Raw genomic sequence first — 13,342 nt, 5'->3', positions numbered from 1 at the left:
GCGCTCATCATCCGCCCCCGCCGCCCGAAGCCCCCGACCCCCGAACGGGGGCGTGCGACTCAGGAGGGGTCGCTCGGGCAGTACAGCTGGGTGCGCGGACCGGAGCGGTCGATGACGTGCTCGGACATCGGCCGGCCGCAGAGCGGGCACGCCTGCCCCGCCGGCGCCTCCTGCTCGGGCTGGTCGTACGGGCCGAGCGGCGGCGGGCCGATCCAGGGAAACAGCCGCGCGTTGAAGCGCTGGTAGAGGGAGCCGGTCTTCTTGCGCGTCATATCCTTAGTGTACTAACCATCAGGGCACGATGAGAGGATGACGCCGTGGAAACCGACCCGCTCGCCCTCCAGAACCAGGTCTGCTTCTCCCTCGCCGTCGCGGCGCGCACCGTCATCGGGCTGTACCGCCCCGTGCTCGAGCCGCTCGGACTCACGCATCCGCAGTACCTCGTGATGCTCGCGCTCTGGGAGCGCAGCCCCCGCTCGCTCGCCGACCTCGGCTCCGCCCTCCGCCTCGAGCCGGCCACGCTCAGCCCGCTCGTGAAGCGCCTGGAGGCGAGCGGCCACGTCACGCGGGCCCGGAGCAGCGACGACGAGCGCCGCCTCGACGTCGCGCTGACCCCCTCCGGAGCGGCCCTTCGCGAGCAGGCCCTGCAGGTTCCTCCGCAGATCGTGGAGCGGCTCGACGTCCCCCTCGAGGAGCTCACCGCGCTCCGCGACAGCCTCACCGGCCTGATCGGAGCCGCGACCCGCGACGGCCGCTGACCCCCCCGCTCGGGGCGCCGGCCGCGAGGACGCCGGCCGTCGCTCCCCGCCGCACCGGGAAACTCCCGGTCACAGCGCGGGATCAGCCTCCGCTCGGCCCGCTCCCGGCCGTCTTGACTGCCCCCTCGCACGGAGTAGTGTCATCGCTCGTGACACACGAGGGCCCCCCGTCCGCCGCGGACGGATCATCGGCCGACGCGACCGAGCTGCGCACCGCCAAGCACTTCTTCATCGGCGAGCCGCTCCCCAGCGACAAGCTCGAGGGACAGCTGCTGCAGAAGCGGCTCGCGCTCCCCATCTTCGCCAGCGACCCGCTCTCCTCCGTGGCCTACGCGCCGCAGGAGCTGCTGATGATCCTGCTGCTCGGCGGACTCTCCTTCCTCACCTTCGCCCCCTGGGTGGCCGCGTGCGTGGTCGTCCTCCTCGTCGTGGTGGTGCTGAGCTACCGCCAGCTGATCCGGGCGTACCCGTCCGGCGGCGGCGACTACGAGGTCGCCCGGACCAACCTGGGCGAGACGGCGGGCCTCACGGTCGCCGCCGCCCTCCTCGTCGACTACGTGCTCACCGTGGCCGTGTCGGTCGCCTCCGGAGTCGACAACATCATCTCCGCGGTGCCCGAGCTGGCGCCGCTGCGGGTCGAGCTGGCCATCCTCTTCGTGGTGCTGCTGGCGGCCGTGAACCTCCGCGGCGTCTCGGAGTCGAGCCGCGCCTTCGCCGTCCCGACGTACCTCTTCGTCGCGAGCGTCTTCGTGATGGTCGTCGTCGGCCTGGTCCGCACCGCCTTCGGCGACACCCCGGTCGCGGAGTCGGCGGGCTTCACCGTGCAGGGCGAGCAGCTCACGCAGGCGGCCGTCGTCCTCCTGCTGCTGCGCTCCTTCGCGAGCGGCTGCGCGGCGCTCACGGGCGTCGAGGCCATCTCGAACGGTGTGCCCGCGTTCCGCGCCCCGAAGGTCAAGAACGCCCAGCGCACCCTCGTCGCGATGGGCACGATCGCGATCGTGCTCTTCGTCGGCCTGACCGCCCTCGCCCTGCTCTCGAACGTGCACTACGCCGAGAACGCCTGCCATCTGGTGGGCTTCGCCGACTGCGCCACGACCCCGCAGCGCTCCGTGATCGCGCAGGTCGCCGCCGCCACGTTCGGCAACAACACGATCCTGTTCTTCATCATCCAGGCCGCGACGGCCGCCGTCCTGCTCCTCGCGGCGAACACCGCGTTCAACGGCTTCCCGCTGCTGGGCTCCGTGCTGGCCCGCGACGGCTACGCACCCAAGTCGCTGAACACCCGCGGCGACCGCCTCATCTACTCCAACGGAGTGATCATCCTGGCGCTCGTCGCCGCGATCATCCTGCTCGTCTACCAGGCCTCGCTCACGAGCCTCGTGCAGCTGTACATCATCGGCGTCTTCGTCTCGTTCACGCTCGGGCAGTCGGGCATGGTCAAGCACTGGGTGCGGATGATCCGCAACGGCGAGGGCTCGCGCACCGTCTACACGAGCCTGGCCATCAACCTGTTCGGCGCGACGCTGACGTTCGCGGTGCTCGTCGTCGTCACGATCACGAAGTTCACCCACGGCGCCTGGCTCGTCTACCTGGTGATGCCGATCCTCGGTGTCCTGATGGCCGGCGTCTACCGCTACTACCGCGACGTCGAGAAGGAGATCGAGGTCGACCCGACCACGACCTTCGGCGCCAACGGCGACCACGCGATCGTGCTGGTGGGCCGGATGAACAAGCCCACGCTGAAGGCGCTCGACTACGCCATCGCGGCGCGGCACGAGACGCTGGAGGCGGTGCACTCCTCCATCGACGACGCGCAGACCGCGCAGCTGAAGGCCGACTGGGCGCAGATGGACATCGAGGTGCCGCTGCGCTGCGTGGCCTCTCCCTATCGCGACATCTCGTACCCGCTGATCAAGTACATCAAGGCCCACCGCCTCGAGCACGGCTCCGAGATCACGACGGTCTACATGCCGCAGTACATCGTCGGGCACTGGTGGGAGGCGTTCCTCCACAACCACAAGTCGCGGCGGATCCGCCAGAAGCTCCTGCTGGTGCACGGAGTGACGGTGGCGCTGGTGCCGTGGCTGCTCGACTCGTCCGAGCTCATCTACGGGCGCCGCTCCCGGCCGATCCCCGGCCAGACGCGCCGCGGCGAGCCGGTGCGCCCGGTGACCCGCCGCCCGATCCCGCCCGCGTCCTCGCTCCCCCAGGGGGCCGCCGGCGAGGGCGCTCCGCGCATCCCGCAGCGCCCGGCCGCGCAGAACCGGCCGCGCTCGAAGCGGCGCTGAGGCGGCGGGAGCTCCGAGCCGGCGGGGGCCCGGAAACGGGTAGAGGGCCCGCGGCGTGTGCCGCGAGCCCCCGATTTCCCCTTAGTGCCTTCCCCCGAAGGCGGCCCGCCCCAACGGGCCGTGTACGACGCTATCGGTGGGCTATGCACCGGCACATCCTCCTCGCGACGGATGCCCGTGCTCCCTTCAGACGACAGGCTCGTCCTCCGCCGTCTCAGACGACGGCCCCGCGCACCCCTCGGCCGGTGAGCCACCAGACCGCCGCGACGGCGACCGAGGCCGCCGCGCCGCCGCCCACGAGCAGGATCGCCGCCCGCACCACGTGGGCCCGGTAGGCGGCGTCGAGCGGATCGATGCCCGCACCCGCCAGCACGATCCCGGCGGGAACCACCGCGGCCGCGAGCACCACGGCCGCGGCCGCGATGCGCACCGGCTGCCGGCCGTCGGAGCGGAGCTTCCGGGGACGGCGACCGACGTACCAGACCACCGCGCCGATCCCGAGCCCGAGCAGCCCGAGCACACCGCTCGCGTACTGCGCCCATCGGAAGCCGGGGAAGGGCCCGAGCTCCTTCTGCAGCAGCGGGATCGCCGAGACGAAGAGGCCGCCCCGGTGGGTGAAGCCGTCCCACATCACGTGGCTGGCGGCTCCGATCGCGATGCCGGCGGCCGCGAAGACGAGCACGCGGATCCATGCGGCGGCCCCGCGGGGCGGCGAGCGCCGGGGACGCAGGCGCGAGCGGACCAGCGCGGGCGCGAGGTCGCGCCAGGCCGGAGCGACGACCGCGCTCCACAGCGCGAGGCCGAGCATCCCGAGCAGCAGGTCGACGGTGACGACGCCGAGGAGGGAGTGGGTGGACTCGCGGGCGACGGCGATCGGGAGGTACATGCCGATGTCCGGGACCATCGCGCCGATGGCCACGGCCGCGGCGGGGATCCGGCCGTTCGAGAACGCGAGCGCGACGACGGCGTGGCTCGGCGTGAAGGGCATGACACGCACGCTATCCCGGCGACGCGACCGGCGAGTGTCCGCGTCGCGAAGCGCGGGTCACCGATCGCGGTCCGGCTCCTGCGCTCCGCTCCGGCTCGTCGGCCTCCCGGTGCCGGCGGTCAGCCCGAGGAACGTGATCCCCAGGACGAGGAACACCGGCCAGACCGGATTCCCGAGGACCGCGAAGACCGCTCCCGCCGCGAGGAACAGCGGACCCGTGACCGCGTTCCAGCGCCGGGACACCTCCTCCGACGACATCCGACCCGAACCCTTCCCGTCCTGTGCGCGCGCCATCCCTCCACGCTAGATCGCCTCCGCGGGGCCCGCCTCCCCCGTCCGGCGGAGCCGCGCGCTCGGGGAGCTCCGAGCGCGGCGACCGTAGAATCGTCCGGAAGTCCGGCCCTCCGGGCCCAGCGGCGACGGATCGGAGCGGGTGTGCGGAAGGCGTTCGCGATCCTCCGCCTGGCCCTCGCCGGGCTGGGCGCGGTCGGACTCGTCGGCGACTTCTTCTACACCCTGGGCTTCCGCGCGTTCCAGATCGACAACTTCTTCGCCTACTTCACGACGCAGTCGAACATGGCCGGGGTCGTGGTGCTGGGCCTGTCCGGCCTGGTCGCCCTCGCGCGCGAGCGGGAGCCGCGCTGGCTCAGCACCGTGCGGGCGCTCGTGCTCACCTACATGGTCGTGTCGGGGATCGTCTTCGGGCTGATCGCGGTGGAGGCCAACAACCGCGGCGTGCGGGTCGACGTGCCCTGGTCGAGCGCGCTCCTGCACTTCGTGATCCCGACGCTCGCGATCCTCGACTGGATCCTCGGACCCGGCCGCCGCCCGGTCGCCTGGCGCGGGGCGCTGACCGTGCTCGGCTTCCCGATCGTCTGGGGCGTCATCACCCTGGTCCGCGGGGCCCTCATCGGCTGGTACCCGTACTTCTTCCTCGACCCCGGCCAGGTCGACGGACCCGTGATGTTCGTGCTCTACGACGTGATCGTGCTGAGCCTGATCTCCGGCATCGCCGCGTTCGTCCTCGCGCTCAGCCGGGTGCGGCCGCTCGGGGCGGCGCACGCGTCGGAGTGGCGGGGGCCGCTGGCGCGGCTCCGCGAGCTCGTCAGCCGGGGACGACGGCGAACGGCTCGAGCGCCGTCTGCGCGAGGGTGACCAGCTCGTCGTCGCTGAGGTCCTGCAGCGAGAGGGCCTGATCCGCTCCGACCAGCCCGACGAGCACCGCCTCGCCGGTCGACGGCTGGAGGTTGAGCCACTCGGTGATGCCCGCCTCGGAGCCGACGAGCGACCAGCGCGCGGGGGCGTCGGCCTCCCAGAACGCCTCGTCGAAGCGCAGCCACAGCGTCTCGACGACACCGGAGCCGAGGGCCGCGACGGCCGCGCGCTGCGCGAACGGGAGCGGCGGGTCGAAGGCGATCGCGTCCGTCTGGAGCACCCCGATCGGCACGGTGACCAGCACCCGGTCGGCTGTGAACGACTCGCCGGTGCCCAGGCGGATGCTGACGCCGGTCTCCGTGTAGCCGATGCCGCTCACCACGGCGCGCAGCGAGACCTCGACGTCAGCGAGCAAGGTGTCGACCAGGGGCGCGAGCCCGTCGGTCAGCAGCGCGTCGCCGGAGTCGTCGCTCAGCTCCTCCGCGGTCGTGGCGGCGGAGGCGTCGCCCAGTCCGTACCAGGAGGAGAGCTCCTCGGGAGCGGCGCCGGTGCGCAGCGCGGTCGTCCCGGCGAGGTGCGCCGCCACGCGGGCGGCGTCGCCGTCGCCGGAGCCCGGCTCGGCCTCGGCGGGATCGGGCGCTCCGGAGCCGGCGAACGACTCGGCGAGCGCCAGATCCTCCGGCTGCTCCGCTCCCCACGCGAGAGCACGGGTCAGGGCATCGGCACCCGTGGTGCCGGTGTCGAGAGCCGCGCCGTCGGCGTCGCTCGAGCGGACGTCGGCGAGGTCGACCGCGGTCGTGACCACGCCCGCGTCCGCGATGCTCTCGCGCAGGGCGGCTCCCGCGCCGGTGAGGGCCCAGGCTCCGGTCTCGACGGCGATCGGCCAGCCGTCCGGAGTCGCGGTGGCGATGCGGCCGCCGGTGCGCTCGCGCGCCTCGACCACGGTGACGTCGAAGCCCGCGTCGGACAGGCGCCGCGCGGCGACCGCTCCGGCGAGACCGGCCCCGACGATCCCGATCCGCTCGCCCTCGTCGGCGACGGCGCTGATCTCGGCGGCCGCGCGGACCCCGGAGCTCCAGGCGCCCTGGAGCGTGCCGGGCGCCTCCGTGTCGGTGGCCTCGCCCGCGAGGAAGACGCGGTCGAGGACCGCGGTGCCCAGGTCGGTGCGGTGCTGCGGCGTCGCGCCGACGGGCAGGTACGAGACGGAGCCGAGCGCGTACGGATCCTCGGCCCAGGCGGAGCGCACGAAGGCGGCCGGCGCGGGGACGGCGGTGGTGCTCGGCGTGGGCACGGGGGCCTTCGTGACCGAGCGGGTCGGCGTCGGACGCGACGGCGTGCAGCCCGCGAGGGCCAGGAGCCCGACTCCCGTGGCGGCTCCCGAGAGGAAGAGGCGGCGTCCGATCGTCATCCCGGACATCCTACGTTCTCGGCGTTCGGCCGGGGCGGCGCGGTGCTGACCCCACTCGGGCACGCGGCCCGCTTCGAGGTGCTGGGTGACGGCGGGACGGCGAGCGGATAGCGTCGGGGCAGCGCGGACCGGACCGCGGCGACGGGGGACGCGGCATGGACACGACACGGACGCGGACCGCGACGACGACGGCCGGGGCCCCTCCCCGCAGTCACCTCCACGCGGTGCTGCTCGGCGCGCTGGGCATGATCGTGGTCCCGCTGCTCATCGTCCTCGCGACCACGGCCTGGTCCTCCCCCGGTCCCGAGGAGTACGTCCGCATGGCGCTCGGCTCGGTGGTCGCGGCGTGCGTCTCGGTGGTCGGCGCCTGGTGGCTCGCCTTCGAGCGGCGCAGCGCCGGGGCACCCGGTCGCACCTGGTTCTGGGGAATCGCCTGCCTCGTCACGGTCAATGCGGTCTCGACCGTCGGAGCCGCCGCCGACCGCCTCACCGGCCTGATCACGGGCTGAGCGGGTGGACGTCCAGGCGCGGTCACCGCGCTCGCCTCACCCCTCAGCGACCGCGCCGGTGGTCGCGAGTCCCCCCTCGAGCGAGCGGCGGCACCATCGGCGCCGGTGATCGCCCCGACGAGACGACCGAGCGGCTCCGGCTGTTCCGTCCCGCCGAGAGCGATCTGGACGAGCTGTGGCGGCTGTACTCCGACGAGCGGATCGCGGCGGGCGACCCCCTCCTCCGACACGGCTCCGTCGAGCAGACCCGGGCGGTGCTCGCCCGACGGACGGCGCAGTGGGCGCGAGACGACCTCAGCAGCTGGGTCGTCCGGGTGCGGAGTACCGAGGGCTGCGCGGACGGCGCGATCGGGGTCGGCGGCTGCACTCTCCTCACCGACACGGCCTGGAACGTCGCATTCACCGTCCATCCGGACCACTGGGGCAGGGGGTACGCCCAGGAGGTCGACTCCGCAGGGATCGCTCGGGCGCGGCGGCTCCGGCCGGAGCTCCCCGTGACCGCGGTCGTCGCGGAACGGAACGAGCGATCGCACCGCACGGTCGCTCGACTCGGTCTCGAACGGAGGTGGGCGGGCCCCGACGCGCACAGCCCCGACCCCGCGGCTCGCATCGTGCTCTACTCCGACCGCCTCCTCTCCGAGGACGAGATCGGCCGCCTCACGAGCTGAAGGCGCCGCGTGGCGCTGATCGCCGCCGGCAGCAGCGGAGCCGAGACGCCTGCGCGAGACCGGGACGTCACGTTCCGGTGCGCCTCCTGGCCCCATCTTTCTTCCCGGCGGGCGGCGCTGCGCACGAGTGGGTGGGTGGGCGGCGCGGCACTCGCGCCGACCCCTCTCGCGATCGCGCTCAGCGGCCGCCCGCGAGTCGGGGCAGGAAGGGCGCGGAGGTACTCGCCGGACGGAGCATTCGAAGCCCGTCACCGCGAGGGGCGTTAGCGTCGTCGGATGGCGAGCATCACGTACCCCGCGCCCCTCCGCGCCGGAGGCCGGGTGGAGGTGCCCGCGCCCTCGACGGGAGTCCCCGCGCACCTGCACGACCGGCTGCAGGACGCCGCGCGCCGACTCGGCTCGGCGGGATACGACGTCCGGGTCCGGCCGCACGCCCTCCTCGGCGGACTCGCTCCGGCGTCCGCCGCGGATCGGGCGGCCGACCTGCACGACGCCTTCCGGAGCGGGGACGCGGTCCTTCCTCCGTGGGGCGGCGAGCTCGCCGTCGAGTTGCTGGAGAGGCTCGACTGGCACGCCCTCGCGGAGGCCCGGCCCTGGTTCGTCGGCTGGTCGGACGTCTCGACGCTGCTCCTGCCCCTGACGACGACGACCGGGCTCGCGACGATCCACGGCGCCAATCTGATGGACGAGCCGTGGGAGCTGCCGGTCGGGTTCCACCGCTGGACGGAGGTCGCCGGCCTCGAGCCCGGAGCCGCGTTCACGCAGCACGCCGCGCCGCGACGCCGGAGCCGTCCGTGGGGTGCGTGGGCGGACGAGCCGCTCGACCGCGATCGGGCCTACGAGGAGCCGACCCGCTGGCGCTCGCTCGACGGGGCAGCGGACGCGGCGATGTCCGGCCGCTTGATCGGCGGATGCCTCGAGACGGTGTCCCTGCTCGCGGGCACGCCCTACGGCGACGTGCCGGGCTTCGCTCGCCGCTACGCGCCGGAGGGGACTGTCGTCTACCTGGAGGCGGCCGGGTCCGACTCCGTCTCGGTGCTCCGGATGCTCACCTCCCTCCGCCTCGCGGGCTGGTTCGAGCAGGCGACCGGCGTCCTGATCGGCCGGACCGCGGGCGCGTCCCTGCCCGAGCTGAGCCAGGAGGACGCGGTGCGGCGCGCTCTCGGCGATCTCGGCGTGCCGGTGATCCTCGACGTCGACACCGGGCACCAGCCGCCGCAGATGCCCCTGGTCAACGGCGCGCTCGCCGAGATCGCGCTGAGCGGGCCGACGGCCTCGATCACGCAGCAGCTCGTGCCCTGACGGCGCGTGCGGAGAGATCCCGTCGAGCAGTGCCACCTCGCGGCACGGCCGCCGCCGCTCCCGGCCCTCCTCCGCCCGTCGAGCGCAAGGCCGAGCGGCGGGAAGGCGCCGAGTGGTAGACCTGGGGGCATGAGCAACGACATCCGCGCACTCGCCGAGGGCGAGAGCTACCTCGCCTTCTTCCAGGGCGGGCCGTTCGACGGCCAGACCGAGAACCGCGTCAGCACCGAGGGGGGCTACGAGAAGGAGGTCGACGTCTACGCCGCCGTCGACGGCCAGGAGACGCACCTCGTCTACAACGCCGTCTCCGCCAAGGAGGTCGGCGAGGCGGTCCACGTGACCTACTCGATCGACACGCCCGACTCCGACCCGATCGAGGACCCGGAGGACCGCGGCGGCGGATTCCAGTAGTCCGCACCACTCTTCGGATGCCGCTCCGGCGTCGCGCTCAGCGCGGCCGGGGCGGCATCGGCATGTGAGGACGCGCCACTCCGGAGACCACGCCTCCCGCCGCTCCTAGGATGATGGTTCCTCACTGTCTCGGCCGATTCAGGTCCGCGTTCCTCGGGAGCCGCCGTGTCCGATCCGCTGATCCGCCCGATGCCCCTCCGCGGCGACTCCGCCCGGCACTGGCTGCGGGCCCGCCACGCCGAGGCCGGGCCCGACCCCGCTTTCGCCGTCACCGGTCAGGAGGCCGCCGCCGGGGGCGTGCTCCTCCGGCGGATCTGGCACACGGCCGGCACGATCGACTTCCGCCCGAGCCCCCGCGCCGACCCGGGGTCGGTGGTGCTCCTGCTCCCGCTCGAGGGCGCGTTCACCGTCGCCAGTCGGGAGGAGCGCGAGTTCGTCGGTCGCGGCACCCTCGCGGTGCTGCCCGCCCGATCGGGAGCGACGATCAGCACGAGCGCTCCCAGCTCCCGGCTCGTCCTGGTCGTGCGGCCCTCGGGCGACGCGGATCCGCCCGCCGGCCTCACCGTGGTCTCCTCCCCCGCGGCACCGGTGCTGGTCGCCGCCGCGAACGCGGTGCTCGACGCCGGGCTGCCCATGAGCCCCGGGCTGCACACCGCGCTGCGGGGCCTCGCCGCGGCCGTCGTCGCGGAGTGACGGGAGCTGTCAACCCTCCCCGCCCCGGCCATCCGCTCGCAGGGACGTCCTCGAACATCGAGTGACGCCGATCGTCGGCGCCGGAAGGAGCACTCGCCATGGCCGAGATCACCGCCCACCACGGACTCTTCAAGGACACGGACCTGCACGTCGACGACACCGGCGGATCGGGCCGCCCCGTGGTCCTCATCCACGGCTGGCCCCTCTCGGGCGAGTCGTGGAAGGAGCAGGTCCCCGCGTTCGCCGAGGCCGGCTACCGCGTCGTCACCTACGACCGCCGCGGCTTCGGGCGCAGCGACAAGCCGCTCACCGGCTACAGCTACGACACGCTCACCGAGGACCTGCACACCCTCCTCACCGAGCTCGACCTGCAGGACGTCACCCTGGTCGGCTTCTCGATGGGCGGCGGCGAGGTCGCCCGCTACTTCACGAAGTACGGCGCCGATCGCCTGCACAGCGTCGTCTTCGCCTCGGCCGTCCCGCCGTACCTGATGAAGACGGACGACAACCCGGACGGCCCGCTCGAGAAGGCGCAGGCCGCGCAGATGACCGCGGGCCTCACGAAGAGCGAGGACGACTTCTACGACCGGTTCACCACCGACTTCTTCTCGGTCGACGGCGTGCTGAAGGTGACGGAGGAGCAGCGCCAGGAGGCGATCGCTCTGGCGAAGCAGTCGGCCAAGCACGCGGCACTCGCCTGCATGACGGCGTTCGCGACCACCGACTTCCGCGAGGACCTGCCGAACGTGTCGGTGCCCGCGCTCGTCATCCACGGCGACGGCGACGGCACGGTTCCGTTCGAGGGCTCCGGCGCCCGCACCCACGCGGCGATCCCCGGCTCCGAGCTGCACGTCGTCCACGGCGCCCCGCACGGAGTGACCGTGAGCCACCCGGAGGAGTGGAACCGCGTCGTCCTGGAGTTCCTCGCGAAGTAGGGGCGGCACTCCCGCATGCTGGTCGAGCAGCCCCGCAGGGGCGTATCGAGGCCCTCCGCACAGAGGCGGATCTCGATACGCGCCCTGTGCGCTGCTCGATCAGCAGGAACCGGTCACCCACGCGCGCTGCTCGATCAGCAGGAGCCGGAGCCCCCGCGTCAGCCCTTCTCCGCGCCCTCGGTCGTGTTCATGATCCGCCGCTGGAAGACGAAGAACAGGACGGCCACCGGGATCGACATCAGCACCGCGGCCGCGAGCTGCAGCGGGTACTGGTTGCCGGTGCCCAGCTGCCCCGACACGAGCGACGCGACTCCGGTCGTCAGCGTGTTCAGCTCCGGCGACTGCCGAGACACCACGAAGTGCGAGAACTCGTTCCACGAGCCCTGGAACGACAGGATGAACAGCGTCACGATCGCCGGACGCGCCATCGGCACCACGATCGAGCGGAAGGTCCGGAACACCCCGGCCCCGTCGATCCGCGCGGCCTCCTCGATGGAGAGCGGGATCGAGTCGAAGAACTGCTTCATGATGAAGATCCCCGCCGCGTCCACGATCAGCGGGACGATCATCCCCGCGTAGCTGTCGTAGAGGCCGAGCTGCTTGAGGATCAGGAACCGCGGGATCAGCAGCACCACCGCGGGCACGCTCATCACTCCGATGAACAACGCGAACAGCAGGCCCCGCCCGCGGAAGCGCAGCCGCGACAGCGCGTAGCCGGCCAGCGAGTCGAAGAAGACCCGGCCGACGGTGACGAACACGGTGACGATCACCGAGTTGAGCGTCCACAGCGGCAGCGGGACATCTGTGAACAGCCGCTCGTAGGAGGCGAACGACCAGGTCGCGGGCAGCAGCGACAGCGGGTTCGCGGTGGCGTCGGCGTCCGACTTGAACGACGAGGCGACCGAGATCAGGAACGGGTAGATGTACACCAGCGCCAGCGCGATCAGCAGCAGGTAGCCGCCGATCAGCGACGCGCGGCCGCGGGCGCCGAGGCGGATGCGGCGGTGCGGCACCGGTGCGGCGGGCTCGGGGCTCTCGGGGGCGCGGGTGCCGGGCTCGGTCAGCGTGCTCATCGGATGCCTCCCGTGGTGAGGGTCGTCGCGGCGTCGGCGCGGGCGGCGCGGCGGGGGCGCCGGCGCGGCTCCCCCTTCTCGCGGAGGAGCGCCCTCTGCAGGAGCGTCAGCACGACGATGATGAAGAAGAGGATGAAGGCGATCGCGGCGCCCTGACCCCAGCGGAGATCCGTGAACGAGGACTCGTAGGCGAGGTACGCCGGGGTGAGCAGCGTCTTGCCCGGCGCCCCTCCTCCGGTGAGGTAGATCTGGTCGAACACCTGCCAGGTGCCGATCAGTCCGAGGGTCAGCACGGTGAAGAGCGTGGGCTTGAGCATCGGCAGGGTGACCGAGAAGAACTTCCGGAGCGGGCCGGCGCCGTCCATGAGCGCCGCCTCGTCGATCTCGGCGCCGATGTTCTGCAGCGCCGCGAGGAACAGCAGCATGAACGTGCCCGAGGTGGTGAAGATCGCCATCGTGATCAGCACGCACATCGCGACGGACGGGCCGGACAGCCAGTCCCACCAGGTGAGTCCGAGCGGGGCGCCCGCGGCCAGCGGCCCGGAGCCGTCGACGCCGACGGCGCCCAGGAGCGAGTGCAGGACACCGGTCGGGTCGGCCATCCAGGTCGGCCCGTCGGCGCCGAACCAGCCGAGCACCGCGTTGACGACGCCCGAGGCGGAGAAGAGGAACAGGAAGATCACGGTGATCGCGATCGAGGAGGTGACGGAGGGGAAGTAGAAGGCGGTGCGGAAGAAGCCCCGGCCCCGCAGGATCCGCCGGTTCACCTGCACGGCGAGGAAGAGCGCGAGCGCGGTCTGCAGCGGCACCACGAGCAGCACGTAGTAGACGTTGTTGCGGATCGCGGTGCCGAAGTCCTTCTGCGCCAGGCCGGAGTCGGTGAGCACCGCGCGGTAGTTGTCGGCTCCGACGAACTGCGCGGTCGGCCCGAGGGGCGAGCCGAGCCCGTTCCAGTTGCTCACGCTGACCCAGAGGGCGAGGCCGATCGGGACGACGAGGAACACGCCGATCACGACGATCGCCGGGAGGGTGAAGAGCCAGCCGTAGCGGGCCTCGTGCCCGCGGATGCCGGAGCGGCGGCTCCGGGGGGCGGCGGTGGTGCTCATCGATGCGTCTCCTTCGACTCACGTGCGCGGGGTGGGGCGTGCCGGTCG

General features: G+C 72.8%; 15 protein-coding genes. 9 read left to right on the top strand and 6 right to left on the bottom strand.

Going from position 1 to position 13,342, the window contains the following annotated elements:
• Positions 1 to 59: 59 nt before the first annotated feature.
• Complete coding sequence (locus C5C25_RS12585) at positions 60 to 272, bottom strand: hypothetical protein (RefSeq protein ID WP_104223750.1); 213 nt, start codon at positions 270 to 272, stop codon at positions 60 to 62.
• 45 nt (positions 273 to 317) lie between these two features.
• Between C5C25_RS12585 and C5C25_RS12580 the strand changes: the two genes are divergently transcribed.
• Both C5C25_RS12580 and C5C25_RS12575 read left to right on the top strand, forming a co-directional pair.
• Entirely contained in the window at positions 318 to 758 is a 441-nt protein-coding gene (locus C5C25_RS12580; protein ID WP_104223751.1) for a MarR family winged helix-turn-helix transcriptional regulator, read from the top strand.
• A 149-nt stretch (positions 759 to 907) separates the two neighbouring features.
• The gene (locus C5C25_RS12575; RefSeq protein ID WP_374952928.1) at positions 908 to 3,046 is read left to right on the top strand and encodes an APC family permease; all 2,139 of its coding nucleotides are present in this window, start codon (positions 908 to 910) and stop codon (positions 3,044 to 3,046) included.
• A gap of 214 nt (positions 3,047 to 3,260) precedes the next feature.
• Here the strand turns inward: C5C25_RS12575 and C5C25_RS12570 are convergent, their stop codons facing one another.
• Both C5C25_RS12570 and C5C25_RS12565 read right to left on the bottom strand, forming a co-directional pair.
• Positions 3,261 to 4,034, bottom strand: a complete 774-nt coding sequence (locus C5C25_RS12570; RefSeq protein WP_104250802.1) for a DUF4184 family protein — start codon at positions 4,032 to 4,034, stop codon at positions 3,261 to 3,263.
• Positions 4,035 to 4,091: 57 nt separating this feature from the next.
• Positions 4,092 to 4,328: an SdpI family protein gene (locus C5C25_RS12565; protein WP_146079471.1), complete on the bottom strand. Its 237-nt coding sequence runs from the start codon at positions 4,326 to 4,328 to the stop codon at positions 4,092 to 4,094.
• Positions 4,329 to 4,469: 141 nt separating this feature from the next.
• Here C5C25_RS12565 and C5C25_RS12560 point away from each other — a divergent pair, with 141 nt between their 5' ends.
• Positions 4,470 to 5,189 (top strand): Pr6Pr family membrane protein, encoded by a 720-nt coding sequence (locus C5C25_RS12560; protein ID WP_104233845.1) that lies wholly within the window; start codon positions 4,470 to 4,472, stop codon positions 5,187 to 5,189.
• Here C5C25_RS12560 and C5C25_RS12555 read toward each other — a convergent pair.
• A complete protein-coding gene (locus tag C5C25_RS12555) occupies positions 5,140 to 6,597 on the bottom strand; it encodes an NAD(P)/FAD-dependent oxidoreductase (RefSeq protein WP_181133696.1) in 1,458 nt (485 codons plus the stop codon). The genes C5C25_RS12560 and C5C25_RS12555 overlap by 50 nt on opposite strands.
• 155 nt (positions 6,598 to 6,752) lie before the next feature.
• Between C5C25_RS12555 and C5C25_RS16875 the strand changes: the two genes are divergently transcribed.
• The 6 genes from C5C25_RS16875 to C5C25_RS12530 all read left to right on the top strand — a co-directional run bounded on the left by C5C25_RS16875 (position 6,753) and on the right by C5C25_RS12530 (position 11,115).
• Positions 6,753 to 7,106: a hypothetical protein gene (locus C5C25_RS16875; RefSeq protein ID WP_258062734.1), complete on the top strand. Its 354-nt coding sequence runs from the start codon at positions 6,753 to 6,755 to the stop codon at positions 7,104 to 7,106.
• Positions 7,013 to 7,774 (top strand): GNAT family N-acetyltransferase, encoded by a 762-nt coding sequence (locus C5C25_RS12550; protein ID WP_258069412.1) that lies wholly within the window; start codon positions 7,013 to 7,015, stop codon positions 7,772 to 7,774. Before C5C25_RS16875 ends, C5C25_RS12550 begins: the two co-directional genes overlap by 94 nt.
• Before the next feature lie 276 nt (positions 7,775 to 8,050).
• Positions 8,051 to 9,076, top strand: coding sequence for a S66 peptidase family protein (locus tag C5C25_RS12545; protein ID WP_104250798.1), 1,026 nt, complete (start codon positions 8,051 to 8,053; stop codon positions 9,074 to 9,076).
• A gap of 129 nt (positions 9,077 to 9,205) precedes the next feature.
• Positions 9,206 to 9,487, top strand: coding sequence for an oligoribonuclease (locus tag C5C25_RS12540; RefSeq protein ID WP_104223758.1), 282 nt, complete (start codon positions 9,206 to 9,208; stop codon positions 9,485 to 9,487).
• Positions 9,488 to 9,652: 165 nt separating this feature from the next.
• Positions 9,653 to 10,180: a hypothetical protein gene (locus tag C5C25_RS12535; RefSeq protein ID WP_104250797.1), complete on the top strand. Its 528-nt coding sequence runs from the start codon at positions 9,653 to 9,655 to the stop codon at positions 10,178 to 10,180.
• Between the two features lie 98 nt (positions 10,181 to 10,278).
• Positions 10,279 to 11,115, top strand: coding sequence for an alpha/beta fold hydrolase (locus tag C5C25_RS12530; protein ID WP_104233839.1), 837 nt, complete (start codon positions 10,279 to 10,281; stop codon positions 11,113 to 11,115).
• 158 nt (positions 11,116 to 11,273) lie between these two features.
• On the opposite strand, the gene C5C25_RS12525 is transcribed toward C5C25_RS12530, so the two are convergent.
• Positions 11,274 to 12,188 (bottom strand): carbohydrate ABC transporter permease, encoded by a 915-nt coding sequence (locus C5C25_RS12525; RefSeq protein ID WP_104238713.1) that lies wholly within the window; start codon positions 12,186 to 12,188, stop codon positions 11,274 to 11,276.
• Positions 12,185 to 13,294: a carbohydrate ABC transporter permease gene (locus C5C25_RS12520; protein WP_104238714.1), complete on the bottom strand. Its 1,110-nt coding sequence runs from the start codon at positions 13,292 to 13,294 to the stop codon at positions 12,185 to 12,187. The genes C5C25_RS12525 and C5C25_RS12520 overlap by 4 nt, the downstream gene beginning before the upstream one ends.
• Positions 13,295 to 13,342: the final 48 nt, after the last annotated feature.

The organism is Rathayibacter sp. AY2B9, from assembly GCF_002931595.1.
In the GTDB taxonomy this organism is placed as follows: Bacteria; Actinomycetota; Actinomycetes; order Actinomycetales; family Microbacteriaceae; genus Rathayibacter.
Note: the sequence above shows the minus strand (reverse complement) of the source record. Positions and strands in the feature narration are given on the sequence as shown.